At 41.9% G+C, this 26,470-nt stretch carries 25 protein-coding genes; 7 read left to right on the plus strand and 18 right to left on the minus strand.

Going from position 1 to position 26,470, the window contains the following annotated elements:
* Positions 1-66: 66 nt before the first annotated feature.
* Positions 67-1,428 carry a hypothetical protein gene (locus tag AN394_RS06030; protein WP_055021008.1) on the minus strand — a complete coding sequence of 454 codons (1,362 nt, stop codon included), beginning with the start codon at positions 1,426-1,428 and terminating at the stop codon, positions 67-69.
* Positions 1,429-1,768: 340 nt separating this feature from the next.
* Between AN394_RS06030 and purU the strand changes: the two genes are divergently transcribed.
* Positions 1,769-2,599, plus strand: coding sequence for a formyltetrahydrofolate deformylase (purU, locus tag AN394_RS06035; RefSeq protein WP_055021009.1), 831 nt, complete (start codon positions 1,769-1,771; stop codon positions 2,597-2,599).
* Positions 2,600-2,651: 52 nt separating this feature from the next.
* Here the strand turns inward: purU and AN394_RS06040 are convergent, their stop codons facing one another.
* Together AN394_RS06040 and acs are read right to left on the minus strand one after the other, a co-directional pair.
* Positions 2,652-3,302 carry a response regulator transcription factor gene (locus AN394_RS06040; RefSeq protein ID WP_055021010.1) on the minus strand — a complete coding sequence of 217 codons (651 nt, stop codon included), beginning with the start codon at positions 3,300-3,302 and terminating at the stop codon, positions 2,652-2,654.
* A 96-nt stretch (positions 3,303-3,398) separates the two neighbouring features.
* Complete coding sequence (gene acs / locus AN394_RS06045) at positions 3,399-5,339, minus strand: acetate--CoA ligase (RefSeq protein WP_054560891.1); 1,941 nt, start codon at positions 5,337-5,339, stop codon at positions 3,399-3,401.
* 282 nt (positions 5,340-5,621) lie between these two features.
* On the opposite strand from acs, the gene AN394_RS06050 reads away from it, so the two are divergent.
* Together AN394_RS06050 and AN394_RS06055 are read left to right on the plus strand one after the other, a co-directional pair.
* Complete coding sequence (locus AN394_RS06050; protein WP_055021011.1) at positions 5,622-6,788, plus strand: DcaP family trimeric outer membrane transporter; 1,167 nt, start codon at positions 5,622-5,624, stop codon at positions 6,786-6,788.
* Between the two features lie 192 nt (positions 6,789-6,980).
* Positions 6,981-9,104 (plus strand): TonB-dependent siderophore receptor, encoded by a 2,124-nt coding sequence (locus tag AN394_RS06055; protein ID WP_055021012.1) that lies wholly within the window; start codon positions 6,981-6,983, stop codon positions 9,102-9,104.
* Positions 9,105-9,298: 194 nt separating this feature from the next.
* On the opposite strand, the gene recA is transcribed toward AN394_RS06055, so the two are convergent.
* On the minus strand, positions 9,299-10,345 hold the full coding sequence (recA, locus tag AN394_RS06060) for a recombinase RecA (RefSeq protein ID WP_054560894.1): 1,047 nt from the start codon (positions 10,343-10,345) through the stop codon (positions 9,299-9,301).
* Between the two features lie 58 nt (positions 10,346-10,403).
* Positions 10,404-10,901 (minus strand): nicotinamide-nucleotide amidohydrolase family protein, encoded by a 498-nt coding sequence (locus tag AN394_RS06065; protein WP_055021013.1) that lies wholly within the window; start codon positions 10,899-10,901, stop codon positions 10,404-10,406.
* A 21-nt stretch (positions 10,902-10,922) separates the two neighbouring features.
* Between AN394_RS06065 and mutS the strand changes: the two genes are divergently transcribed.
* A complete protein-coding gene (gene mutS / locus AN394_RS06070; RefSeq protein WP_055021014.1) occupies positions 10,923-13,496 on the plus strand; it encodes a DNA mismatch repair protein MutS in 2,574 nt (857 codons plus the stop codon).
* An 86-nt stretch (positions 13,497-13,582) separates the two neighbouring features.
* Here the strand turns inward: mutS and rpoS are convergent, their stop codons facing one another.
* From rpoS to AN394_RS06125, 11 genes are read right to left on the minus strand one after another with little or no spacing between them, the layout of a single operon-like run.
* On the minus strand, positions 13,583-14,566 hold the full coding sequence (gene rpoS, locus AN394_RS06075) for an RNA polymerase sigma factor RpoS (RefSeq protein WP_054551147.1): 984 nt from the start codon (positions 14,564-14,566) through the stop codon (positions 13,583-13,585).
* Between the two features lie 60 nt (positions 14,567-14,626).
* Complete coding sequence (locus AN394_RS06080) at positions 14,627-15,451, minus strand: peptidoglycan DD-metalloendopeptidase family protein (RefSeq protein WP_055021015.1); 825 nt, start codon at positions 15,449-15,451, stop codon at positions 14,627-14,629.
* A 42-nt stretch (positions 15,452-15,493) separates the two neighbouring features.
* Positions 15,494-16,072, minus strand: coding sequence for a YqaA family protein (locus tag AN394_RS06085; protein WP_054551145.1), 579 nt, complete (start codon positions 16,070-16,072; stop codon positions 15,494-15,496).
* Positions 16,073-16,083: 11 nt separating this feature from the next.
* Complete coding sequence (locus AN394_RS06090) at positions 16,084-16,722, minus strand: protein-L-isoaspartate(D-aspartate) O-methyltransferase (RefSeq protein ID WP_054560898.1); 639 nt, start codon at positions 16,720-16,722, stop codon at positions 16,084-16,086.
* Positions 16,712-17,476, minus strand: a complete 765-nt coding sequence (gene surE, locus AN394_RS06095) for a 5'/3'-nucleotidase SurE (protein ID WP_054560899.1) — start codon at positions 17,474-17,476, stop codon at positions 16,712-16,714. The genes AN394_RS06090 and surE overlap by 11 nt, the downstream gene beginning before the upstream one ends.
* Positions 17,477-18,505: a tRNA pseudouridine(13) synthase TruD gene (gene truD, locus AN394_RS06100; protein WP_054560900.1), complete on the minus strand. Its 1,029-nt coding sequence runs from the start codon at positions 18,503-18,505 to the stop codon at positions 17,477-17,479. It lies immediately after the preceding gene.
* Positions 18,502-18,984: a 2-C-methyl-D-erythritol 2,4-cyclodiphosphate synthase gene (gene ispF / locus AN394_RS06105; protein ID WP_054560901.1), complete on the minus strand. Its 483-nt coding sequence runs from the start codon at positions 18,982-18,984 to the stop codon at positions 18,502-18,504. Before ispF ends, truD begins: the two co-directional genes overlap by 4 nt.
* Positions 18,981-19,682 carry a 2-C-methyl-D-erythritol 4-phosphate cytidylyltransferase gene (gene ispD / locus AN394_RS06110; protein WP_055021016.1) on the minus strand — a complete coding sequence of 234 codons (702 nt, stop codon included), beginning with the start codon at positions 19,680-19,682 and terminating at the stop codon, positions 18,981-18,983. Before ispD ends, ispF begins: the two co-directional genes overlap by 4 nt.
* Positions 19,672-19,962: a cell division protein FtsB gene (gene ftsB, locus AN394_RS06115; protein ID WP_054560903.1), complete on the minus strand. Its 291-nt coding sequence runs from the start codon at positions 19,960-19,962 to the stop codon at positions 19,672-19,674. Before ftsB ends, ispD begins: the two co-directional genes overlap by 11 nt.
* Before the next feature lie 22 nt (positions 19,963-19,984).
* On the minus strand, positions 19,985-20,617 hold the full coding sequence (locus AN394_RS06120; protein ID WP_054560904.1) for a hypothetical protein: 633 nt from the start codon (positions 20,615-20,617) through the stop codon (positions 19,985-19,987).
* A 59-nt stretch (positions 20,618-20,676) separates the two neighbouring features.
* Positions 20,677-21,159 (minus strand): DUF2947 domain-containing protein, encoded by a 483-nt coding sequence (locus tag AN394_RS06125; protein ID WP_054560905.1) that lies wholly within the window; start codon positions 21,157-21,159, stop codon positions 20,677-20,679.
* A 63-nt stretch (positions 21,160-21,222) separates the two neighbouring features.
* Between AN394_RS06125 and AN394_RS06130 the strand changes: the two genes are divergently transcribed.
* From AN394_RS06130 to AN394_RS06140, 3 genes are read left to right on the plus strand one after another with little or no spacing between them, the layout of a single operon-like run.
* Positions 21,223-21,456, plus strand: coding sequence for a DUF1653 domain-containing protein (locus AN394_RS06130; RefSeq protein WP_371319660.1), 234 nt, complete (start codon positions 21,223-21,225; stop codon positions 21,454-21,456).
* A 52-nt stretch (positions 21,457-21,508) separates the two neighbouring features.
* Entirely contained in the window at positions 21,509-22,357 is an 849-nt protein-coding gene (locus AN394_RS06135) for a MoxR family ATPase (protein ID WP_055021018.1), read from the plus strand.
* Position 22,358: 1 nt separating this feature from the next.
* Positions 22,359-23,546: a VWA domain-containing protein gene (locus tag AN394_RS06140; RefSeq protein ID WP_054560908.1), complete on the plus strand. Its 1,188-nt coding sequence runs from the start codon at positions 22,359-22,361 to the stop codon at positions 23,544-23,546.
* Positions 23,547-23,605: 59 nt separating this feature from the next.
* On the opposite strand, the gene AN394_RS06145 is transcribed toward AN394_RS06140, so the two are convergent.
* Together AN394_RS06145 and AN394_RS06150 are read right to left on the minus strand one after the other, a co-directional pair.
* A complete protein-coding gene (locus AN394_RS06145) occupies positions 23,606-25,012 on the minus strand; it encodes a hypothetical protein (RefSeq protein WP_055021019.1) in 1,407 nt (468 codons plus the stop codon).
* 71 nt (positions 25,013-25,083) lie between these two features.
* Positions 25,084-26,316 (minus strand): NRAMP family divalent metal transporter, encoded by a 1,233-nt coding sequence (locus AN394_RS06150; RefSeq protein WP_055021020.1) that lies wholly within the window; start codon positions 26,314-26,316, stop codon positions 25,084-25,086.
* Positions 26,317-26,470: the final 154 nt, after the last annotated feature.

A 26,470-nucleotide genomic window follows, 5' to 3' on the forward strand; every position in this document is an offset into this window, starting at 1 on the left:
CCTTAATTGTTTATACAATAAACACTTAGCAAGAGTAAATAAACAACGATATTGCGTTTTAGCCGGTTAAGACTGTTCAGTCACCGTACGCTCTAAGGTCATTTTAAAACCTGAGTCTGTGGTTTCATCGTGTTCAATCACTAAGATATAGTTACCTTCTTCGGTAAAATCCATATCGCTTTGTTGTAATAGCACAATCTGTTGACCATTGTCTTCATAGACCACATAGGTTGTATAAACTTCGTTATCAACCATCTGTTCTTGCTGGTCGTATTGATCTAACCCTTCAACAACATTGCTGGTATCTTCAACCGTTTCACCATTGAGGGTGAAGTACACATCAACTTCGTCAATCTCTTGCCCTGCATAGCTATCAATTAAGTTAACCACAGTAACTGCGTGGCTGTAGCTGCTTGGAGTTAGGTTTTCTTCAATGGTCATCATACGAGGCCCGTAATCTTTGTCATTGTAGAAAAGACCAACCGCACTTTGCTCACGCTCTAATGTCATTAAGAAGTTATCGACAATTGTGTCACCCGCTTCGTCTAACATAGCGACGCTATAACTATTTGGTGACATGCTCATGTATTCAGAGTAACTATCGTTGCTAACAACTTCGGTGTTGGTCGCCGTTGTGCCTCGGGTTACTTTAAACTGGGTTTGCGTGTAATCATCGATGGTATTGATAAAACGCAGCTGACCTTGCGCGTCTTGGTGGTTTAGTTGTGTTACTGAGCTACTTGCCGTCACGACATCAAGCGTAATACCATCTTCTTCTGTTGCATAACTTGGGCGGATCATCGCCATGTACGTTGCTTCATCATTAAAGTACACGGTTGGTGATTCAAAAATCACATCAGTGCTGCCGCTAGCGGTAATATAAATAGTGTAATAACCTTCCTCAAGCGTCGCTAATTCTGGCTCAACGAGGTATTGCGAAGTCATTAATAACTCAGCGGTATCAAATAACCCGTCGTCAGTGGCAACGTATACATCGTAAAGGTTATCTTCGCCAACGATATTAAAAAAGCCAACATTGAATTCATCTTCATCGCTTGACGTCGGAACACTTAGCTCAGTAAAAATTGGTTCAGCAAAATCACCATTCATTACTAGCAACTGAGTTTGATCATTTTTAATTTTGATGGTTTCTTCGTCGATGGTGATATAACTATCATTTGCATCAACATATTCAAAACTGAGTTCATACTCCCCCGAACTGTAGTTATGACGAGTTGATACATCACCAAAATCTGCCCCCGAACGTTCAGTGTCATCAACAAATAAACGCGTGTATGGGCTATTGTAAGAGCCATTGTACAGTTGCACATAGCCACTGTTGCTACTGCTGCTGTCATCGCTTGAACAGGCAGCCAGTACCGAAAGCAAACTTGAGGCAACAATTGTTTTAAGCAGAGTGCTTTTCATGGAATTTTTTCCTTATTGTTTGTAATACCCCATTCTGACTCGAATAGTGCGAAAAAATTCTATGTTTTACAAACTATTACCTTCACTTACAGTTACTTACGATAAGGTTAAAAAGTGTAGAAAATGATGTAGAAAAGCACTTAATTAATCATAATTATGGACAGAAAATCACATTTATAGTGAAAGCAGCTTACTTTTACACGAAAAGTAAATAATGATTACATTTTAGACGCTTATACAATCAAATCAGATAAATTATTAGATAGTCAAATTTGCGCTATGCAGCACAAAAAAATTAGCAAATAATGGTGTTCACACAAACGGGATTAGAATGAGGACTATGAACACGATTTTAACCACACAATGCGATGATGATGTTGGTCTAATTGCCAAGATCACCGGCCTTTGTCATCAGCATAATTTAAATATTACACGTAATAACGAATTTGTAGATAAAGACGCTAAACGCTTTTTTATGCGTACAGAGTTAAGCGGCGTTATTTCAGATGACTTTTTACCAAGCCTTGCTGAGCTACTTCCTGATGGCGCAGAGCTTGCCCTGCACAGCAGCGAAAAAACTAAAGTGGTATTGCTTGCCACTAAAGAAGCGCACTGTTTAGGTGGGGTATTACTAAAGCAATTCGAAAAAGCCTTAAACATCGAAGTACTGGCTGTGATTGCCAACTACGCCGACTTAGCGCCACTGGCTGCAGGCTTTGGTGTACCATTTCATGTGGTATCGCACGAAGGTTTAAGCCGTGCGGAGCATGATCAACAAGTCGGTGATTTAATAGCCAGCTATCAGCCTGACATTATTGGCCTTGCTAAATATATGCGTATTTTAAGCCCTGAATTTGTGGCGCGCTTTGAAGGTAAGATTATTAATATTCACCATTCATTTTTGCCTGCCTTTATTGGCGCAAAGCCTTACCATCAGGCATTTGAGCGCGGTGTAAAAATTATTGGCGCGACCGCTCATTTTGTTAATAATGAGCTTGATGAAGGACCGATTATTTTACAAGATGTGACGCATGTCAGTCATGCGGATACCGCAGAGATGATGGCAAAAATGGGTAAAGATGTAGAGAAAACAGTGTTTTGCAAAGCGTTGCAGCTCGCATCTGAACATAAACTGTTTATCAATGGTAATCGAACCGTGGTGTTCGCTTAAGCAATAAAATGAAGAGGCTGAATGGCCTCTTTATTGTTTTTATTATCTTTTGTTATGCCGACTCAATAGGCTCTAATTGTAACTTAGAGGCAATTAATACCGCTTGAGTACGATTATACACACCTAGCTTTCTAAAAATTGCTGTAATGTGTGCTTTAACGGTTGCTTCGGAAATATGTAACTCGTAAGCAATCTGTTTGTTTAACAAGCCTTCGTGTAAGTATTGCAACACCTTGTATTGTTGCGGCGTTAGTGAAGCCACTTGCGCTGCAATTTCTTTGTCTTCGCCATCTACTCCAGCCACTTTATCTTTGAGTTCCAGTGGAAGCCAAACATCGCCTTCAAGTATGTGGTTGATTGCCAGCGCAATATCATCTGATGAAGATGATTTTGGAATAAATCCCATCGCACCATAACCCATTACTTTAGAAACTACATTGATGTCTTCGCTGCCAGAAACAACAGCTATTGGTAAGCTTGGATAGTCTTCGCGAATGCGAATAAGGCCGTATAAATCGCCATTGCCTGGCATGTGAAGGTCTAGTAGTAAGATATCAAGATCTTCTTGCTCGCTCAGCACCTGCAAAGTGGTATCAAAGTTTTCCGATTCAAACACTTCTAAATCAGCGAACTTAGCACTCAATGCCCCTTTCAGCGCTTCACGAAATAACGGATGATCGTCCGCTATTAAAAACTGACTCATGGTTCACTCCTAATAAATTCGGCTGACACCTATTTCTAAGTGACAGCCGATATACTACGTTTAGAATCAACTTCTAATCAAGTTTTTAACGCGATTTTAACGATTTAATCGGTTTTCGATTAGCTCATCAACAACGCTCGGATCGGCTAGTGTAGAGGTATCACCAAGCTGTTGGTGCTCATTTGCCGCAATTTTACGTAAAATTCGACGCATGATCTTACCAGAACGAGTTTTCGGTAAACCTGGAGACCATTGGATCATATCTGGTGATGCAATTGGGCTTAACTCTTTACGAACCCAGTTACGTACCTCTTTTGTTAGTTCATCACTCACTACAACACCCTCATTTGGAGTGATGTAAACATAGATGCCCTGACCTTTAATATCATGCGGGTAACCCACTACAGCTGCTTCTGCAACTGCTTCGTGAGCAACCAATGCACTCTCGATTTCTGCAGTACCTAGGCGGTGACCTGATACGTTAAGTACGTCATCTACACGGCCTGTGATCCAGTAGTAACCATCTTCATCACGACGGCAACCGTCACCTGTGAAGTACACGCCTGGGTATGCTGAGAAATAGGTTTGTTCAAAGCGCTCATGGTCACCATACACTGTACGTGCTTGTGATGGCCAGCTATCTAAAATAACAAGGTTACCGTCAACCGCGCCTTCTAGTGTATTACCTTCAGCATCAAATAAGGCTGGTGCAATACCAAAGAACGGACGAGTTGCTGAACCTGGTTTCATATCTGTCGCACCTGGTAATGGTGTGATCATGATGCCGCCAGTCTCTGTTTGCCACCAGGTATCAACGATTGGGCAGTTTTCGTTACCAATATGCTCGTAATACCATGCCCACGCTTCTGGGTTAATTGGCTCACCTACAGAACCCATAACACGAAGACTTTTACGAGTTGAAGTCGCTGTTGGCTCATCGCCTTTCGCCATTAGAGCACGAATAGCAGTTGGTGCTGTGTAAAGGATAGTCACGTTGTGCTTATCAATTACTTCACCCATACGCCCCGCTGTTGGGTAAGTTGGTACACCTTCAAATACGACTTGCGTGCAGCCATTCACTAATGGGCCATAAGCAATGTAGCTGTGACCTGTGATCCAGCCCACATCGGCACTACACCAGAAAATATCGTCTTCTTTAAGATCAAACACATATTCATGTGTCATCGATGCATAAACAAGGTAACCACCGGTAGTATGAACCACCCCTTTTGGTTGACCCGTTGAGCCTGAAGTATAAAGAATGAAAAGCGGATCTTCTGCATTCATTGGTTCAGGTTCGCACTCAGTTGGTAAGTCAGCGACAAGCTCATGCCACCAAACATCATGACTATTCCATTCAACTTCACCACCCGTTAGCTGATGAACAATAACGTGCTCAACGGTGGTTACTGAGTCTTGTGATACCGCTTCATCAACATTTGCTTTAAGTGGTACGCAGTTGCCAGCACGGCGACCTTCGTCTGAAGTAATTACCACTTTAGCGCCTGAGTCATTAATTCGGTCAGCAATCGCTGATGGAGAGAAACCACCAAATACTACAGAGTGAATAGCACCAATACGCGCACACGCTTGCATAGCGTAAATAGCCTGCGGTGTCATTGGCATATAAATAGCAACACGGTCACCTTTTGATACGCCTAATTTTTTAAGGCCGTTGGCTAGCTTAGCTACTTCGTCGTGAAGCTGTTGGTAGCTAATATTTTCGTTGTGTTCAGGGTTGTCGCCTTCCCAAATAAGGGCTGTTTTATCGGCTTTAGTGGCAAGGTGGCGGTCAATACAGTTGTAAGATGCGTTAAGTTGGCCGTCTTCATACCAGCGAATGCTGATGTGGCCTTTGTCGAATGAGGTGTTCTTTACTTTGTTATAAGGAGTTGACCAATCAAGGCGTTTACCGTGCTCTCGCCAAAATCCTTCAGGGTCATCAATAGATTGCTTGTACAGTGTATTATATTTATCGTTATCAACTAGTGCTGCATTCTTGATATGCGCTGGTACTGGATAGATACTTTCTGACATTGTTGTCGTCTCCATTTTAATTACTTGCCTACGGCCTGCTTCAAGGATCACTCAGCAAAGCCCCTGAAAGTATTAGACCTTAGTTGTATATCTTGTCATTTAACAAAAAACTTTAAAATTGCCTTCTATAATCTAGTCCAATGTTAGGTTGGATGCGATTTAACTACCCATTCCACCTTAGTCTAATAGACCAATAGATAATTGAGAGAAGTCATTTCTTAAACAACAGTGATACAACAACATTAATGCAATCAACAAGTAGCTTCGACAGGAATACACATTATGACAACAACAAAAGTAACCGCATTAAAAACACTCACAGCTTCAGCTGTTTTATGTGCACTTGCAGGTACCGCTAACGCCGCAACCATCGGTAACACAGACGTTTCTTATGGTGGCTATGTAAAACTTGATGCTATGTGGAGTGATTACTCTGCAGGCGTACCAGCTGGCGGCAGCATTGGCCGTGACTTCTATGTACCAGGTACAACACCTGTAGGCGCAGACAGCGACAGCGATGCAGTATTTGACATGCATGCACGCCAATCTCGCTTTAACCTAGGTACAGCAACAAAATTAGACGATGGTAAAACCATCAAAACTAAAATTGAAATAGACTTTATTGCTTCAGCACCTGGCGGTAACGAACGCGTTAGTAACTCTTACGCGCCTCGTATTCGTCAAGCATTTGTGACTTATGATGGTTGGTTATTTGGTCAAGCTTGGTCAAACTTTCAAAACGTAGGCGCATTACCTGAAACACTCGATTTCGTTGGTCCTGCAGAAGGTACTGTGTTCGTACGTCAAGCACAGGCACGTTACACTACGGGTAATTGGTCATTCTCTATCGAAAACCCAGAGAGCACAGTCACTGTTGGCGGCGCACGTGTAGCCACTGATGATGCATCAATGCCTGACTTTACAGCACGTTACGCACATAAAGCTGACTGGGGTGAATTAGTATTTACCGGTCTTGCTCGCCAGTTAACTTATAAACAAAATGGCATTGATGCAGATACATCATCGTTCGGTATCAGTGCATCTGGTAAAGTAAATTTTGGCCAAAACAACCTTAAATTTATGCTAACTCAAGGCTCAGGTTTAGGCCGTTATGTTGGTTTAAATGTGGCTCATGGTGCGGTGCTTGACGGTGATGATTTAGATGCAATTGATTCAACATCTGGTTTTATTGCCTACCAACAACACTGGAACAGCCAATGGCGCTCAACTTTCCTTTATTCATTTTTCTCAGCAGATAACAACACAGATTTACTTGCTGTGACTGGCGACCCTACAGAAATGAGCCAAAGCTATAGTGCCAACCTTTTATATTCGCCTGTTAAAAAGCTTACCTTTGGTGTTGAGTTTAAACATGCCGAGCGTGAGTTAGAAAGCGGTGCTGACGGCGATATGGACCGTCTACAGTTCTCTGCAAAATACGTGTTTTAAAATTTAAACTTATTTTACTTCCTGAAGCGGCTTCGGCCGCTTTTTTTATATCTCCTTTTTATATTTCTGTGCCCTTTAAACTTTTTTGCAAATAATTATTCACTTAAACAGAAAACCTTAATTGCAAATTATTTTCATTTAGATTAAATTACGCATTAATTTCACTATTCATTGAACTAATTGGAACTTTGCATGTCATCAACAAAATTTTTGCGCTTATCTCAATTAAGCCTTGTGACCTCAGCACTTTTAAGTGGCCACGCTTTTGCAGAACAACAAAAAGAAGAACAAGCAATTGAAAAAATTGCCGTGTATGGCCAGCATCATAAAAACTACATCACTGAAGAAGCACAGTCAGCAACCAAATTAGGGCTAACAATTAAAGAAACACCACAGTCAATCTCTGTTGTTTCACGTGCGTTAATGGATGACTTCTCACTCGATAATCTAAACGCTGTACTTGAAAGTACACCGGGCGTCACTGTTGAGCAAATCGAAACTGACCGTACTTATTTTAAAGCTCGTGGTTTTGAGATCACCAACTTCCAAGTTAATGGCATGGGTATGCCGCAAGACAACGGTTCAATCCAAGGTACTCTAGATACTTCTATTTTCGATAGTGTTGAAATTGTACGTGGTGCCAATGGTTTAATGACAGGTGCTGGTAACCCATCAGCAACAGTCAACATGGTTCTAAAGCGCCCTACTTATCAAACGCAAGTAAATGCGTCTGTATCGTATGGTTCTTGGGACAACAAGCGTTTAGAGCTTGACGCTTCAACTGCTATCAACGAAAACCACGCTGTTCGTGCTGTATTCACCAAGCACAAAACTGAGTCATACCTTGACCGCTACGAGCAAGATAAAACAATTTATTACCTAGCCTACGAAGGTCAGCTAACTGACAGCACAGTAGTAACTGCAAACTATGTAAATCAGAAGAAAGATGCTGACAGCCCACTTTGGGGTGCTTTACCACTTTATTACAGCGATGGCTCAGCAACAAACTTTGATGCGTCAACCAGCACAGCGTCTGATTGGTCATACTGGAATAACACAACTGAGCAGCTGTTCTTATCAATTGAGCAAGCAATCACCAATACATGGTTCTTAAAAGCCAGCTACGCGCACTTAGAAAATGAGCAAGATTCAGAGCTTTTCTATGTTTACGGCACACCAGATAGAGATACAGGCCTTGGCTTAACGGGTTATGCGAGTGAATATGACCACAAAGATAAGCACGATATTTTAGATATTTACGCAACAGGTAAATTTGATTTATTTGGTATGGAACATGACCTGTCATTTGGTGTAAACCAAGCAGATATGGATAATAAAGATAAATCATTGTATGACCGTACAACAGGCAATGGTTTCCCTGCGATGCCTGAGCTAGGTGGTTGGGATGGTGTAGCGCCAGTACCAACACTTACTGATGGTTTAACAGGAGCTGATATCACCAGCCGTCAACGCTCTGCATATATTTCAACACGCATCCGTGCAACTGACTCATTCAGTGTTTTAGCTGGTGTGAGCCAAGTAAATTGGGAAACTGAAGGTGCCTCTTACGGCGTTGCAAAAGACAAAGATAGCGACCAAACCGTTCCTTACTTCGGTGCTGTGTATGATATCAACGAAAGCTTCTCAACTTATGCAAGCTACACAGAAACCTTCGTACCGCAAACAGAGCGTGACATCAATGGCGATTACTTAGATCCAATCACAGGTAAAAGCAGTGAAATTGGTGTGAAAGCTCAGCTACTTGATGACGATTTATTTGTAACTCTTGCCTACTTTGATGCTAAACAAGTTGGCCTTGCCGTTGCTATCCCTGATTCATTACCTGACGACACTCGCTACTATGGCGCAGATGGTATTAACAGCGACGGTATTGAAGTAGAGCTTAGTGGTCAAATCAACGAAACACTAAGTGCAAGCTTCAGCTACAGTAATCTAAACATTGATGGTGATGAGTTAGTAAAAGACTACACACCTGAAAACCAGTTCAAACTTGCTGTAACTCATAAAGTGCCTGAGATTGATGGTTTAACCTTTGGCCTAAACTATCGTTGGCAAGACGATACAAAGCGCGTACAAGTGCGTGATGCGGCAACAAATGCTGCACTTATCACCACAACGCAAGATGCGTACGGCCTATTAAACCTAATGGCAACCTACGATATTAATGACAATATGAGCGTTAACTTGAACGTTAATAACGTGACCAACGAAAAGTACATCCACAGTCTTTTCTGGGCACAAGGTTATTACGGCGCACCACGTAACTACTCAGTGTCTTTCAACTGGCAACTATAATTTTATAAAACAACCAGTTTTAAGCTTTAAGTACATTAAAAGCCGCATCATATGCGGCTTTTTCATGAAAGAGTTGCAAGAGTAAAGTTTACTCTCGCTAACTTTCACCCATAAAAAAAACCGCTAACTGTGTAGCGGTCTTTTTTGTGTTAAGTGCGGGTCAAATCACGCTTAACTGTACTCTTTTGCGATGTTTATAGCTCGTCTTCAGCTAATAGGCCTGCATCTTCACCATCTTCTGGTTGTTCAGTTGCCTGAAGTAATAGCATCTCACGTAACTTACCTTCGATCTCATCTGCGATCTCTGGGTTGTCTTTTAAGAACTTAATTGAGTTTGCTTTACCTTGACCAACTTTGCTGCCATTGTAGCTGTACCAAGCACCTGACTTTTCAACAATCTTATGCTTAACACCTAGGTCAATTAACTCGCCTTGTTTCGAAATACCTTCGCCATACATGATGATGAACTCAGCTTGTTTAAATGGCGGAGCAACCTTGTTCTTAACAACTTTAACGCGAGTTTCGTTACCAACAACCTCGTCGCCTTCTTTCACAGAACCAATACGACGAATATCGATACGTACTGAAGAGTAGAATTTAAGTGCGTTACCACCTGTTGTTGTTTCAGGATTACCAAACATAACACCAATTTTCATACGGATTTGGTTGATGAAAATGCAAAGTGTGTTTGAACGCTTGATGTTACCTGTAAGCTTACGTAAAGCTTGTGACATTAAGCGAGCTTGTAGACCCATGTGTGAGTCACCCATGTCACCTTCGATTTCAGCTTTAGGTGTTAAAGCTGCTACCGAGTCAACAATCACGACATCAACTGCACTTGAACGAACTAACATGTCACAGATTTCTAATGCTTGCTCACCAGTATCTGGTTGAGAAACAAGTAAGTCATCAATGTTTACACCCAATTTTTGTGCGTATACAGGATCTAGAGCGTGCTCAGCATCTACGAATGCACAAGTTTTACCTTGCTTTTGAGCTTCAGCGATAACTTGTAAAGTAAGCGTTGTTTTACCTGATGATTCAGGACCATACACTTCAACAATACGACCCGTAGGTAAACCACCAATACCTAGTGCGATATCGATACCTAGTGAACCAGTTGAAATTGCTTCAATATCTAGGGCTTTATTGTCGCCCAGTTTCATAATTGAGCCTTTACCAAATTGACGCTCAATTTGTGATAAAGCAGCGTCTAAGGCTTTTTGTTTGTTATCGTTCATTCTGTTCTCCAAATCCGGCTAATGCAGACAGTATACTGTATGAAATCACAGTATCAAGCTAATTTTCAGATTTTATCAATTCAATTATATTTTTTAATGAGTAAACAATAGCTTGCAGTCTAACTTCAGCTCGAACGCCAGAGAAAACTTGCTGACTTGGGTAGTTTTGACCAGCAAAATGAATGCAAAACCATACTAATCCCACAGGTTTATCCAGTGTTCCACCACCGGGGCCTGCTATCCCCGAAATAGCTATTGCGATATCGGCGTTTGCAGCTTTTACCGCCCCCGATGCCATTTCAACAACGGTTTGCTCACTCACCGCACCAAAGCTGTTTAAGGTTTGCTCGCTAACGCCAATGAGCTCATGTTTTGCTTGGTTACTATAAGTGACAAACGCTCGGTCAATATAATTAGAGCTGCCTGGGGTATCGGTTAGTGCATAACTCACTCCACCACCAGTGCATGACTCTGCGGTAGTGATCCATAAGCGTTTATCCGTTAAAATAGCTCCTAATTTCGCAGCAAGTGTTTTAATCTCTTGATGTAATTCCATATTCAGCCTTTGGGTAAATACATGTCGTTTGATCTTTATGCACCGCACACTATAAAACAACAAACCCCTATGATGCAGCAGTATCTAAAAATAAAAGCCGAGCATCGGGATATTTTATTGTTTTATCGTATGGGCGACTTTTACGAACTTTTCTTTGATGATGCCAAGCGTGCAGCGCAACTTCTTGATATTTCTCAAACCCACCGTGGTAAAGCCGGTGGCGATCCCATTCCAATGGCGGGCGTACCTTATCACGCAGTCGAAAACTACTTAGCTCGCCTTGTACAAATGGGTGAGTCTGTGGCTATTTGTGAACAAGTTGGCGATCCTGCCACCAGCAAAGGCCCTGTTGAGCGTAAAGTTGTTCGTATTGTTACACCGGGCACAATTTCTGACGAAGCATTATTACAAGAACGCCAAGACAACCTGCTAACCAGTGTATGGCAAAACAAACAAGGCCTATATGGTATTGCTTATTTAGATATTAACTCTGGCAGATTCAATGTGTTAGAAGTTAATACCGATGAAGCATTTAGCTCAACATTACAGCGTTTAGCCCCTGCTGAGCTGCTTTACAGTGAAACATTTGCAAATGTGCACTTAATTGAACATATCAAAGGCGCGCGTCGTCGCCCGGAATGGGAGTTTGATTTAGATACAGCCCAGCATTTACTGTGCGATCAATTTGGCACCAAAGATTTAGTTGGTTTTGGTGTAGACAAAGCACACGCGGCTTTAGTGGCTGCGGGCTGCTTAATGCAGTATGTAAAAGACACTCAACGTATTGCCCTGCCGCATATTCGTGCGATTACCCTTGAGCAAAACGAACACGCAGTGATTTTAGATGCCGCAACTCGTAAAAACCTTGAACTAACGGTTAATTTATCGGGCGGTTACGAAAACACACTTGCACAAGTACTTGATAAAACAGCGACTGCGATGGGTTCACGCTTATTGAAACGCCGTATTCATACCCCTGTGCGCAGCAAAACAGAGCTCAACTCTCGACTAAACGCAATTAGTGCAATTATCGATGCGCAATTATGTGGTGAGCTACAAGAGTCATTAAAGCAAATTGGCGACATTGAGCGTGTTATCGCCCGTTTAGCGCTTTGCACAGCACGCCCGCGTGATTTAACGCGCCTACGTAGTGCACTGCAAGCTCTGGCACCATTACACGAATTACTTTTGGACGCCAACGATCCACGTATTAGCCAAATTATTGCAAAGTCGCAGCAATTACCTGAGCTACAAGACTTACTAGAACGTGCTGTCATCGAAACCCCACCGGTGCTTATTCGTGATGGGGGTGTTATTGCCCCAGGTTATAACAGTGAGCTTGATGAATGGCGTGCCCTAAGCCAAGGCGCAACCGATATTCTCGAAAAGCTTGAAGAACGTGAGCGTGAACGCACAGGCATTAGCACCTTAAAAATTGGCTATAACAAGGTGCATGGCTTTTTTATTGAAGTAAGCCGTGCGAACTCGCACTTGGTTCCTGCGGATTATATTCGCCGTCAAACGCTAAAAAATAATGAGCGCTATATTATCCCTGAGCTTAAAGAGCACGAAGATAAAGTACTTGGTAGCCAGTCAAAAGCGCTAGCGCTTGAAAAACAGCTTTACGAGCAACTCTTTGAGTTTATTGCTCCGCACATTGAGCAGCTACAAACAATGGCAGCTGTCCTAGCAGATTTAGATGTACTGAACAATTTAGCCGAACGTGCGCAAGCGCTTAATTATGCTAAACCAACTCTGTGCGATAACGATAATATCAGTATTAAGCAAGGTCGCCACCCGGTAGTAGAGCAGGTAATGAAAGACCCGTTTATAGCTAACCCTGTGGAGCTTAATAACGACCGTAAAATGCTCATTATCACAGGTCCAAATATGGGTGGTAAATCGACCTATATGCGCCAAACTGCACTTATTGTTCTAATGGCTCATATTGGTTGTTACGTTCCTGCTGATAGTGCAGAGATTGGTAATATTGACCGTATCTTTACGCGTATCGGCGCAAGTGATGACCTAGCATCAGGACGCTCAACCTTCATGGTTGAAATGACCGAAACAGCAACAATTTTAAATAACGCCACAGCACAATCACTGGTACTGATGGATGAAATTGGTCGCGGTACTTCGACCTATGATGGCTTATCGCTTGCCTATGCAACGGCTGATTATTTAGCATCAAAAATTGCCGCTAAAACCTTATTTGCAACTCACTATTTTGAGTTAACCGAACTGGCCGAACAAAAAACGGGGCTGGTAAATGTGCACCTAGATGCCATTGAACACAACGACACCATTGCCTTTATGCATACCGTGCTTGAAGGCGCAGCAAGCAAGAGCTTTGGTTTACAAGTTGCTGCCTTGGCTGGTGTACCAAAAGCGGTGATCCAACAAGCAAAACAAAAGCTTAAAATGCTTGAGAACCATCAACCTGTTACTGCTCCTATTGAGCAGCAACAGCAAACGTTAAGTTTTGATGATGAGCCTTCTGAGCTTGAATTAACCTTAAAACAGCTTGATCCAGACAGCTTAACGCCAAGACAAGCACACCAACTACTGTATCAATTAAAAGATTTACTGTAGTGCAATAAAAGAGCTATAAAAAAAGCTGACGTAATGTCAGCTTTTTTGTGTGTTCTAGACCCGAAGGCCTATGTATTGTTGTCAAATCAGGTGAATTGGTCGAATAGGCTATCTGTACTTAACCCTTCGTGTTGCAAAATGTCTTTTAAGCGACGTAATGCTTCCACTTGAATTTGTCTTACACGTTCACGTGTTAAGCCTATTTCACGACCAACATCTTCAAGGGTTGATGGCTCATAGCCTAGTAAACCAAAACGACGAGCAAGTACTTCACGCTGTTTCGGGTTTAACTCTCCAAGCCAATCAACAATGTGCTTGTTGATGTCATTATTTTGTACTTCGCCTTCTGGACCATAGTCTTTTTCATCGGCGATAATATCTAGTAACGCTTTGTCATTTTCACCGCCGATAGGTGTATCCACCGAGGTGATTTTTTCGTTTAAACGCAGCATCTTAGTGACATCTTCAACCGGCTTATCTAAGCACTCTGCAATTTCTTCTGCGGTTGGTTCATGGTCAAGTTTCTGCGTTAATTCACGGGCTGTTCTTAAATAAACATTAAGCTCTTTAACCACGTGAATAGGTAAACGAATCGTACGTGTTTGGTTCATGATGGCACGTTCAATGGTTTGACGTATCCACCAAGTTGCATAAGTTGAAAAACGAAAACCACGTTCTGGGTCAAATTTCTCAACGGCTCTGATAAGGCCTAAATTACCTTCTTCAATAAGGTCTAGTAGCGCAAGGCCACGGTTGTTGTAGCGGCGGGCAATTTTCACCACTAAACGTAAATTACTTTCAATCATTCGCTTGCGAGAGGCTTCGCAGCCTTTCAGTGCTTTTCGAGCAAAATAAACTTCTTCTTCTGCGCTTAGCAGCGGAGAAAAACCAATCTCACCAAGATACAGCTGCGTAGCATCTAAATTCTTGGCAACTTCTTCTTTTGCAAAAATTTCATCTTCGTTGTCGACTTCTTCAAGTAATTCAGAAGACTCTTCTTCGACTACCGTGTCATCAAATTTATCGTCAATCGCGTCAGTTTTTTTCTCTAGTTTTGCTGTGTGACCCATAAGCGTCCTCCCGAGCAAATATGTGATTGAGCTAAATCACTTTATCAATACCCTAAATGGCTAAGGTAGATACTTAGCAGGATTGACTGCTTGACCCCGATAACGAATTTCAAATCTCAAAGCCGTAACCGAAGAGTCTGAACTGCCCATTTCTGCTATTTTCTGCCCTGCCTTTACTTCCTGTTTTTCCTTTACAAGCAACTTTGAATTGTGCGCGTAAGCGCTTAGGTAATCATCATTGTGTTTCAATATGATTAAATTACCGTATCCCCTCAATGCGTTGCCCGCGTATACCACAGTTCCATGTGCAGCAGCTAAAACAGAAGCCCCTTGTTTATTAGTGATCTGTAATCCTTTAAAGCCGTTCTCTTTATTGGAGAAGCGTTTTGTGACTTTACCTTTTGCAGGCCAGCCCCATACAACTTTAGCATTAGAATTACGCTTTTTTTCACTAATTATTTTGTTGGCTTGTTTCTGAACATACTCTCGTTGTTTTGGCTGATCAAGCCCTTTCTTTAATTTTTTGTTATTTTTTTGTATAGAAACAGTAGACTTTTTACTCGAATTCGTATACTTTTTCGTCTTTTTTGATTTTTGTGCCGATTTTGTGAGCGAAATACTCTGCCCAGGGAAGATCGTATAAGGTGCTGGAATATCGTTTATTTTTGCGAGCGTTCGAAAATCTTGCTGAGCGCTAAAAGCAATTGAATACAAAGTATCGCCCTTTTTGACTACATATTTTGAGCCAGAGATATTTACTTTGCGTGTGGCGGGTTTAACTTTATTATCTAAACTACTAACCGGTGCCGGTGCTTCGCGAGAAGTACAACCAAAGAGCAAAATACTAAGAAACAAAGTAACATAGACTGTTAACTGCCTGCTCATCGTAAAATGCTCCTTATCGTACTAGTTTAATGGTTTTACGGGTTATCGTAGTAAAAAGTACGCAACCACAACTAAAACAACTAATCCCCAGCCAAGCGCTTCAACATATTGACGTAATTTTTGCTCCATTTTAACGCCGCCCCACTTCATTAAAGCCGACACTAAGAAGAAACGCGCGCCACGACCTATTGCCGAGGCAATTAAAAATGGCAAGAATGCCATTTGCATCAAACCTGCACCTATGGTGAAAACCTTATAAGGTATAGGAGAGAAGCCCGCTAAAAACACCACCCATACACCATAGTTTTCAAACCAACTTAGCGCTGTGTCAAATTTAGCTTGCCAACCCATTTGCGCAATCAGCGGTTCAACTACCGGTTCGAATAACCAAAAGCCAAGTAAATAACCTAAAATACCACCAATCACTGAAGCAATAGTCGTAAAGCTGGCAAAGCGCCATGCTTTATCTGGCTGAGCAAGCGACATAGGGGCTAGCATGACATCCGGTGGCACCGGAAAAAAAACAGATTCAGCAAAACTCATCCCTGCTAAATAACGCTCCGCATGACGGTGTTTAGCCCATACCAGCGCCATATCATATAACTTAGTAAACAACTTCAAAGTATAACGTCCTATTCAATATCACCAGGTACCAAAGGTACAAATCGTACTGGTGCAACTTTATGTTCTGTAAAAGTGTCGCCATTTCTAACGACCATCATTAATTGCTGATCTTGCTCACCGATAGGTGCAATCATAACGCCTCCATCAGCAAGTTGTGCCAGAAGTCCTTTTGGCATAGTAGCCGCAGCTGCTGTGACAATAATCCCCTCAAACGGAGCTTGCGACTGCCAGCCTTGCCAACCGTCACCGTGTTTCATGGTGACATTATATAAATCAAGCTTATGCAAACGACGTTTTGCTTGCCATTGCAATGCTTTAATACGCTCTACCGAGCACACTTTAGTGAAGGTTTTTGCCAGTATTGCTGTTTGGTAGCCAGAGCCTGTGCCAATTTCGAGCACTTTATCACGTACACCCGCTAAGCGGAGCAGCTCAGTCATACGTGCGACAATATATGGCTGCGAAATCGTTTGTCCTTGACCGATTGGCAGTGCGGTATTTTGATAAGCTTTGTGCTGCAAAACATCATCAATAAAAATGTGTCTGGGTGTTGAGGCTATCGCTTCAAGCACAGTACTGTCTTCTACACCTTCGCGTTTCAATAACTCTGCTAATGCCAGTGCGCTGCGATTATAATTAGTCAGCACTATTAATCTCCATATTTGCTAACCAGCTATCGACGGCTTGTAAGCTCTCTTTCGCCGTCATATCAACACTAAGCGGGGTCACTGATGCATAACCATTATTAATGGCATAAAAATCAGTGCCTTCACCTGCATCACTTTCAGCACCAAGGGTACCATACCAATAAATGTCACGGCCCCATGGGTCTTGTTGTTTCGTCATGGTTTCAGCTTTATGACGCGAACCTAAACGGGTTACCTTAACTCCTTTAAGCTCTGTAAGCGGAATATCTGGCACGTTTAAGTTGATGATTTGATCTTTCGGTAATGGGTGCGATGCCAACTCTTTGATAATACTCACCGCAACCGCAGCTGCAGTTTCAAAGTGATTTCCTTCTTTAGAGCATAACGACACAGCAATCGCCGGCAGACCTAAGTGGCGCCCTTCAGTGGCCGCTGCTACTGTACCTGAATACAAGGTATCATCACCTAGGTTGGCGCCGTGGTTTATTCCTGCAACCACTAGATCTGGCTGCTGCTCGACTAATTCATTAACTCCCAAATGCACACAGTCAGTCGGCGTGCCATTAATCGAAATAAAGCCATTATCAAGGGTGGTTGCACGAAGTGGATTCATGAGCGTTAATGAATTACTTGCGCCACTACAATTACGATCTGGCGCTACTAAGGTCACATCTGCTATTTGCGTCAATGCATGATACAAAACCGCAATCCCTTTAGCATGTACGCCATCATCATTGCTCAATAAGATTTTCATTTACGCATCCTTTTGTTTTTGTTCTCTGGGGCTTGCATCTTGATAGTCCACCAGCTCACGCAGCAGGGCGGTAGCAAAACAGCCTTTTGGTAAACCAAAACTTAACTTTAAAGTAGTTTCATCAATCGTTTCAACAGCTAATGAATCAGGAATAAGTCGTAACATTCTACGCTCATTCTTAAGGCCAAGTTCGCTAAGGCCATCTATCCAAGACTGATAAGGTTCGAGCCACACTTTTTCGGTTTCGGTCAGGCCTTTTTCGCCTTTACCAACCATAGGTGCCGACATCACAATATCGCCAGACGCTAAGCGCGCAATATTGTCATCACTAATGTTGTCTTCAAAAAAAGCATTACTGCCGCTGAGCATAAACACTTCGCGGTGCATTGTTTTCGCAAGGCCATGCTCGGCAACCCGCATACTCACGATTTCATTAAATACATAAGAGCGCGCAGCTGAAATAACTAAGCCACGCAATTTTTTATCGCGGATACGCTCTCCAGCAAACATGCGCTTTGCCATTTCAAGGTTGTGACCACCATGGCCAAAGCGCTGCTCACCAAAGTAATTAGGCACACCAGAACGCACCGCGTTGATACGGCACAAAATATCCAGCGGCTCAGTTACATTACGTAATGTAATGGTAAAGCGATTGCCTTTATGACAACCGGTTCTGAGCTTACGGTTATGGCGCTGTTGCGATATTACAAAAAACTGATCGTTATTCAGTTCGCTAAATTCTATGTGCTTCTTAATTGGAACTGGCACGCTAAACCATTGGGTACACACGCCATGACGGTCTTTTAAGCCTGCATAACTCACATCTCGTGGAGATACCCCTGCTTTTTCGGCAATGCGTTTCGCAATAAACTGAGTATTTTCGCCTTTTTTTACAACCTGCAAGCAAACATGTTCACCAGAACCGGTAAACTCAATACCTAAATCTTCATCAACCATGAAGTCTTCAGCGTGAGTTTTAAAGTCAGCCTTAGAAAGAGGTTTACCGTATAGGTAGTTTAACTCGCTCATGCGCTTTGTTTGCTCATAATCACCACAGCGTGGCTTGAGATACCTTCTTTGCGGCCTTCAAACCCAAGCTTCTCAGTGGTTGTTGCTTTCACATTAACTTGTGAAATATCAGCTTCAAGGTCTTGGCATAAGTTTTCACGCATTGCTTGAATATGTGGCAACATTTTTGGTGCTTGCGCAACAATCGTCACATCTGCATTGCCAAGTATATAACCTTGCTCTTTAGCAAGCCCAACCACGTGACGTAGTAAAATTCGGCTATCAATATTTTCGTATTCGCTCGCAGTATCAGGGAAATGCTTGCCAATATCACCCATTGCCAATGCGCCTAAAATGGCATCACACAATGCGTGAATGGCAACGTCACCATCTGAATGTGCTAAAAAGCCTTGTGGGTAATCTATTTTTTCACCACAAATTACCAACGGGCCTTCGCCGCCAAATTTGTGTACATCAAAGCCATGGCCAATTCGAATCATGAGGTACTCTCGTTTTGTTGTTTTTGCAGTAAAAATGCTGCTAAATCTAAATCTTCTGGGGTGGTAATTTTAATATTGTCACTGCGACCTGCAACCAGCTTAACAGGCTGCTTAGCCCATTCAATTGCCGATGCTTCATCGGTGATAGTCACACCATTTTTAAGGGCACTTGATAGCGCATTAGTCAGCGCCTGATAAGGGAAAAGCTGAGGGGTGAGTGCCTGCCATAAATCATCACGTGGAACCGTTTGCTCACTGTGTGTATGACCGCGCTTAATGGTGTCTTTTACTTTTGACGCTAAAATACCGCCTTCATTGGCAGCGATACATTCAGTTATTAAACGCTGAATATCTGCCAGACACACTAACGGCCTTGCCGCATCGTGAACAAGTACCCAATCAGGTGGGTTGTCAGCAAGTGATAGCAAGGCGTTAAGCACTGAATCAGCGCGCTCTTTACCACCAGTCACACGCTCAATGCGCTTATCTATGTGTGGTAAATCAGCAAAGTAGCCGTCATCATCGCTAATTGCTACTTTGATGGTGTTTAATTCGTTAAGTTCTGCAAGTTTACTTAGGGTATGTTCTAAAATAGTTTTACCCGCAAGTTCAATATACTGCTTTGGCGCCGAATGTTGCATTCGACTCCCTACTCCCGCAGCGGGAACAATGGCGGTGATAGATTGCTTAGTGTTCATTTTGCTGTTGACCTGGTAATACGCGAATAAAGGTTTCGCCAGGTTTAATCATTCCTAATTCATTACGCGCCCGTTCTTCAATGCCCTCTTGACCGAGCTTTAAGTCTTCAATATCGGCTTTGAGCACTTTATTGCGCTTTAATAATTTCGCATTGGTGTCTTGATGAGAGGTAACCGCTTGTTTTAAACGAGTGTAGTCTTGCACCCCATTATGGCCAAACCATAAGCGGTACTGAATAAATAAAGCCAAACACAACAAGGCGAATTGAAAAACCCGCATTGAACACTCCTTCGCGGTTAAATTAAGTCAAAGGGCGTTTTAAATTACGCCAATTTATATTGCTTGCTAACAGCATTTCTCTTAATGACAAACGCTTAGGTGTGATGCGTTTATTAAATTGCCATTGATGACCGCAACACGCCGCAGCCATCACCGCCTTTGCAGGCTTAAGCAATTGAATATGCGTGTTTTCTAGCGATTCACCGGAAGTATCAAACCAACCAAGCTCGTTGCAATGTACCTTATTGTCGCTTACTTGATCTAAGCTGTCTATGCGCACGGTTGTACATTGCTCGTCATTAATTAGCACGGGAACAATTAACCCGCGCTTAGCATGTTGACTATAAAAGTCTTTTGAGTCTTTTTTATTATAAACAGGCGGCGTTGTTTTTTGTTTTTCAAGCCAACTGCCATTTTGAGAATCGAGCTGTAGTGGCGCATCACCACTGACAATACGCATAGCTAAACGCTCAATATAGTAAGGCAGGCTTGCTAATAAACGTTTTAGCCTTGCTGTATCAGGTTCATCAACTAAACGCGGGATCTCACGAGCATAGAATGCATTACATAACTGCGCATACAAAGCTCGCTCGGCATCAGTTTGCCAAATTTCGGCTTGTTGCGAGTGTTCGCTCTGTGAAGTTGGTTTAGACAATGCGCGCTCTTATAAAACAATTGCTTGACTGTTTTATAGCATAGAGCGTTTATTGAGCGCTACTTTACTGCGCCTTTTTTACCCAATTTTGCATTACCAGTTTCTAAAAACTGCACCATTGCATCACGCTTTTTACCTAGTAGCAAACTACCATCAGCTAAAAACATAAAGTTTTGCCAACAACGTTTAAAAACAGCAAAGCTGGTTTCAATGATGTTGTCGCGAGCCATGCAAAAATAAACAGTGGTGTTTGCTTCCCACTCTAAGTGGTTAAGGATTTCTTCTGGTAACTGCTCATCGCCCGCTTCCCATGCACTTTCCCAGTTAATGGTCTCTGAAAAGCTGTCGTCTTTGCCGCACCAATCTGTTTTATCAAAAAAGTCAGGGTGATCATGCTCGCGGCTCACCATAGTAGTCCATAAAACCGCAGCGCGTTCAGCGCTCATTGGTTTAATTTGTGCTGCGTCTTCGCTGCTTATCGGCATATCTTTATGACGAAAAACCCAGGCTTTTTTGTATTCATCTAACGAAATATAATTCATAGTTTAGGCAGTTTGTTTCAGCGTAAAATGTGCAAACTGCAATTATACCCAAATGACTCCAAGATGCGAGATAAACACATGACAATCAAACCCGGTATTTACCAACATTACAAAGGTCCAAAATACAAAGTTGAATATGTTGCCACCCACAGCGAAACGAATGAGCCACTGGTAATTTATCAAGCGCTATATGGCGAATTTGGCATGTGGGCACGCCCGCTTAGTATGTTTACAGAAACCGTCACTGTCGAGGGTAAAACAATACCGCGTTTTGCATACCTTTCAGACGCCGACTAACTGTGGCATCATGACGTTATTAATCACTGCTCAGACCAGATAAGGTGACATCGTGCTTTTTAATTCAACCGATAACTACATTGCCAGTAACTCATTAAAACAAGCGGTTAACGCAGCGATCTTGCTCGAAAAGCCGCTGCTTATAAAAGGTGAACCCGGCACAGGTAAAACCATGCTGGCCGAAGAGCTTGCGAAAAGCTTAGACACCACGCTAATTCAATGGCACATCAAATCAACCACTAAGGCGCAGCAAGGTCTGTATGAATATGATGCAGTATCGCGCCTTCGCGACAGCCAGTTAGGTGATGAGCGTGTGCACGATATCAGCAACTACATTGTAAAAGGGAAATTATGGCAAGCCTTTACTTATGGTGAGCAACATAACAAACGTCCTGTACTATTGATTGATGAAATAGACAAAGCCGATATTGAATTTCCCAACGACTTGCTATTAGAACTCGACAAAATGGAGTTTCACGTTTATGAAACCGGCGAGCGAGTTATTGCAAAGCAACGTCCGATTGTGATCATCACGTCGAATAACGAAAAAGAACTGCCAGATGCCTTTTTACGTCGTTGTTTTTTCCATTACATTGATTTTCCAAGTAGTGAAGAAATGGCACAAATTATCGATGTGCATCACCCGCATGTTAAACAAGATTTAGTACGCCAAGCACTTGAGGTGTTCTTTAATCTACGTGAAGTTAATGGCATTAAGAAAAAACCATCAACCAGCGAGTTGCTTGATTGGTTAAAGCTACTGATGGCCGAAGATATAGACGCTAAAACACTGCATGATAAAAGCCAAAAAGGCGGCTTAATGCCCATGTTTGGCGCGTTATTAAAGAACGAGCAAGACATTAGCTTAGTCGAAAAACTTGCGTTTATGAGCCGCCGTTAATATGTTAATTGCGTTTTTCTTCAAGCTTCGCGAATACCGCTTACCTGTTAGTTTGCGAGAGCTACTTGATTTGATCAATGCGCTCAAGCAAGGGGTTATTTTTGCCGACGTTGACGCGTTTTATTATTTGGCGCGTACCATCATGGTAAAAGACGAAACCCACTTTGATCGTTTTGATAAAGCCTTTGCAGATTACTTTAGTGGCGTGGCCGACCTTGATCTGCTCGAAAGTTTAAAACAGCAACACGACTTGCCTAATGATTGGCTACGCAAAGAGTTTGAAAAGCACCTAAGCGAAGAAGAAAAAGCGCAATTACAAGCCATGGGCGGCCTTGATAAACTCATGGAAACCCTCAAGCAACGCCTTGAAGAGCAGCAAAAGCGCCATGCTGGAGGTAATAAGTGGGTGGGTACCGGTGGTACTTCACCATTTGGTGCCTATGGCTATAACCCTGAAGGTGTTCGCATAGGCCAAGACGGTAACCGACATCGCCGTGCGGTAAAAGTATGGGATAAACGCAGCTACCGAAACCTTGATAGTGACCGTGAAATCGGCTCGCGCACCATTAAACTTGCTCTAAAAAAACTGCGTAAATTTGCCCGTACTGGCGCCAGCGATACTCTCGATTTAACCGAAACAATTCGCGCTACTGCAAAACAAGGCGGCATGCTCGATGTAAAAATGGCACCAGAGCGCCATAATGCCGTAAAAGTATTGATGCTGTTTGATATCGGCGGTTCAATGGATGATTACATTCATACCTGCGAAGAGTTATTTAGCGCCGCCCACAGCGAGTTTAAACACCTTGAGTTTTACTATTTTCATAACTGTTTGTATGAGCATGTTTGGCAAGACAACGAACGTCGTCACTCTAACGTCATTGATACCATGACCTTGATTAACAAGTTTACCAGCGACTACAAGGTGATCTTTGTTGGTGATGCCACCATGGGCCCTTACGAAATAGCCTACCCCGGTGGCAGCGTTGAGCATTGGAATGAAGAACCCGGCAGCGCTTGGTTAAACCGCATAACCAATCACTTTGATAAAGTCGCTTGGCTCAACCCACAACCCGTTGAACACTGGCGCTATTATCAATCAATTGATTTTATAAAGCAGTTAATGGACAACCGCATGTACCCACTCACGCTAGATGGGATTAGTAATGCGATTAGGGAGTTGAGTTAGAGCCGTCAGCTATCAGCTATCAAAAGCAGCTTCGTCAGCTCCAATGAACAGTTTATGTTTTAATAATATTTTTTAAAAGACTTTAAAAATTTAAATACTAAAAAAGAATTTATTAACCTCATACAAAAGTTAACTAAATAAAAGTCACCACTAATAATTTTAGAATCAACAACGTAATTCAAACTCTCAAACTTATGAAGAGGATTAAATGCTGTTATAAGGTCATGTAGAGAAAATTTTAAAAAGATGAAATATGCAAAATTAAATACCATTAACCATAAAAGAACCAACATCCAACTTGTGTTATACCTGGAAAATATCTTACTCAGTACTAAAGGAACGTAATCTAGGCTTACACCTTGTGAGTTATGACTTACTGACTTTAGTTCTGAGTTTTTAGCTAGGTACGAATATTTGTACCTTCCAAATAGATCACCACTTTTTTCACACATTTTACCCAGAGAGTCATAGTAGTACTTCTCACCATTTAAATACTCATTATAATTTAAATGGTGCTTAGAGTCATAGCTCCTGAATTCAGGCCATGTTGTCCCATGTGATATACAATTTTCATATGAATTCTCACTTACTTCAGAATACTTCGGACTAAAACCATTAAAATCGCAAGCATAAAACTTAATATTTTCCAGTCTATTAGAACTAATATCTAATACAGAACAATTTGCAAAGGGGCTTATACCATCAAAATCAATTGAACCTCGATTTGAGTTTGAAAAGCTTAATTGAAAGTTATGACACATGAAGTTGTGAAATTGAATATCACCATTGATACTACTACGTATATCAACCTCCGAAAGCAACCACTTATCGTAGAGCGACCTTACACTCTTCTCGTTATTCCTTCCAAAGTAACAAGCACCTTTAATATAACCATATAACTCAAATTCTTGGACAACACTTGGCAAGTCAAAACGAGCTTCTTTTGAATCCAAGTTCCAAACTGTAAAAGACTGCAAAGTACTTTCAAATATTTCATAATTTAAAATATCACAGCTAACGTCTCTAATATTTGATTTTAAGTTTTTATTTAACTCTATATTTATAGATGGGGAGGATGTATCAAATAGCTTTAAACTTGATATTCCAGATTTAGTAATATTTATGTCTTTAGAAGTTAAAAAGCGAAACCTAAAAACTGAACTTTTTAAGTTAATAATTTGCAATGAGTTACATTCAACTTCTTCAAGATCAATTCGTTCACATTCGACATCCTCAAAAATAATTTTTCTGGCTGACACTGAATAAAGCTGCAAGCTATTGCATTTTATTTTTTTGAAATGCAGTTCTCCTGAAAAATTTAAATTATTCAAGACGATAGAAGAATCTTCAGTTAACGGCCTAATAACGTCTATAACATTGTTATCATTAACTTTTTGATAATGTAGAAAATTTTCCGTTAAATTTCCCCAAGCTTTGCATTCTGCATTAACTTCTAGTTGAGACAAATCACACCTCCCTAAACAAAAATATCCACACGATCAGATAAAAACTGACGGCTGAAAGCTGACAGCTCCCTTTACATTACCTTCCAAACTAAAAACACCAGCGCAAAGCCCACTAAATAAACCAAACCTAGCCAGCTTAGGGTGCGTAATAAAGGTGAGTGATGAATGCTGGGTTCTGAGCGTACTAAACTAAAGTTCAGCCATGCAAATACGGGAGTGGTTACAAAAGCGAGGGTCATGGCAAAAGTGAGCATTGGGCCAAGGGCTGATTTAAAGAATAAAATCACGGCCATGCCTGCAAATGCTTGCAGTAATAACCACATATTTAAACTGTGTTTAGATTGTTTAATCGGTAGCAGTTTATGCGACTCATTTAATGTTCTGGCGTAGCCATCAAGCACTGTTAGCGTGGTGCCAAACATACATAAAAAAGCAATACCTGAAACCAGCGGTCTTGCCCACTCGCCCATAGTAAGGGCATACATATCAATTAGCTGCTTTGCAAAAGCGACTCCACCTAATTGCACAGCTTGTGCTTGGCCATATTGTACTAACACACCTAACGAGAAAAACACGAGCGCAAGTGCTGCGGTAAGCCAGTAGCCCAAATTAAAGTCAAACAAGCCTTGTTGTTTTGTCACTGGTTGTTGGTGCTGCTTTTCTTTTAGCCACAATGAGCTAATTGCTGATATTTCGATGGGTGCAGGCATCCAGCCCATGAGCGCGACCATAAAGCCGAGCATAGCAAGCTCATACGGCGACGGACCCACATAGTCAACTGGCGCCATAGCACCATTATTAATTGCCACTACCAACGCTGCCACAGTTGTAACCGTTAACAGCCCCATAATGAGCTTTGAGACATTATCGAGCGCCTTAAAGTGCCCCAACAACAAAATAAGCAAACACACAGCTAAGATCAGCCAGCATAATAAGGTTACAGAAATTGTGACAGGTAATGCGTAGTGCAGAAGACTGGCCGTTAATAATAAAACCCCCGCAGTATTCACTACGGCGGCGACTATATTAAGCGCAATAAAGCTATAGAAATACCCCGGCCCTTTTTGCTTGTAGCCCTCAACTAAACTTTGTTTGGTCGCAAGGGTGTACTCCATGCCAAATCGAAAGAATGGATACTTCAACACGTTTACTACAATGATTAGCCAAAATAGCTGCCAGCCGAATAACGATCCTGCTTGTGTTGATGCTACTAGATGTGAGCCACCAATGGCGGCTGTAGCCATTAAAATCCCCGGCCCTAAAGCATTTAATTTAGACTGCCAATTTGATACTGCTGCTTGCATATGCTTTGTGTGTTTTATTCTTAGTAACAAGCAACTTACAGCGTTTTGTGTGAGATTGGAAGCAGAGCAAGTTAGCAAGTTAGCAAGTTAGCAAGTTAGCAAGTTAGCAAGTTAGCAAGTTAGCAAGTTAGCAAGTTAGCAAGTTAGCAAGTTA

Origin of the sequence: Pseudoalteromonas sp. P1-26 (assembly GCF_001401795.1) — a bacterium.
GTDB lineage: Bacteria > Pseudomonadota > Gammaproteobacteria > Enterobacterales > Alteromonadaceae > Pseudoalteromonas.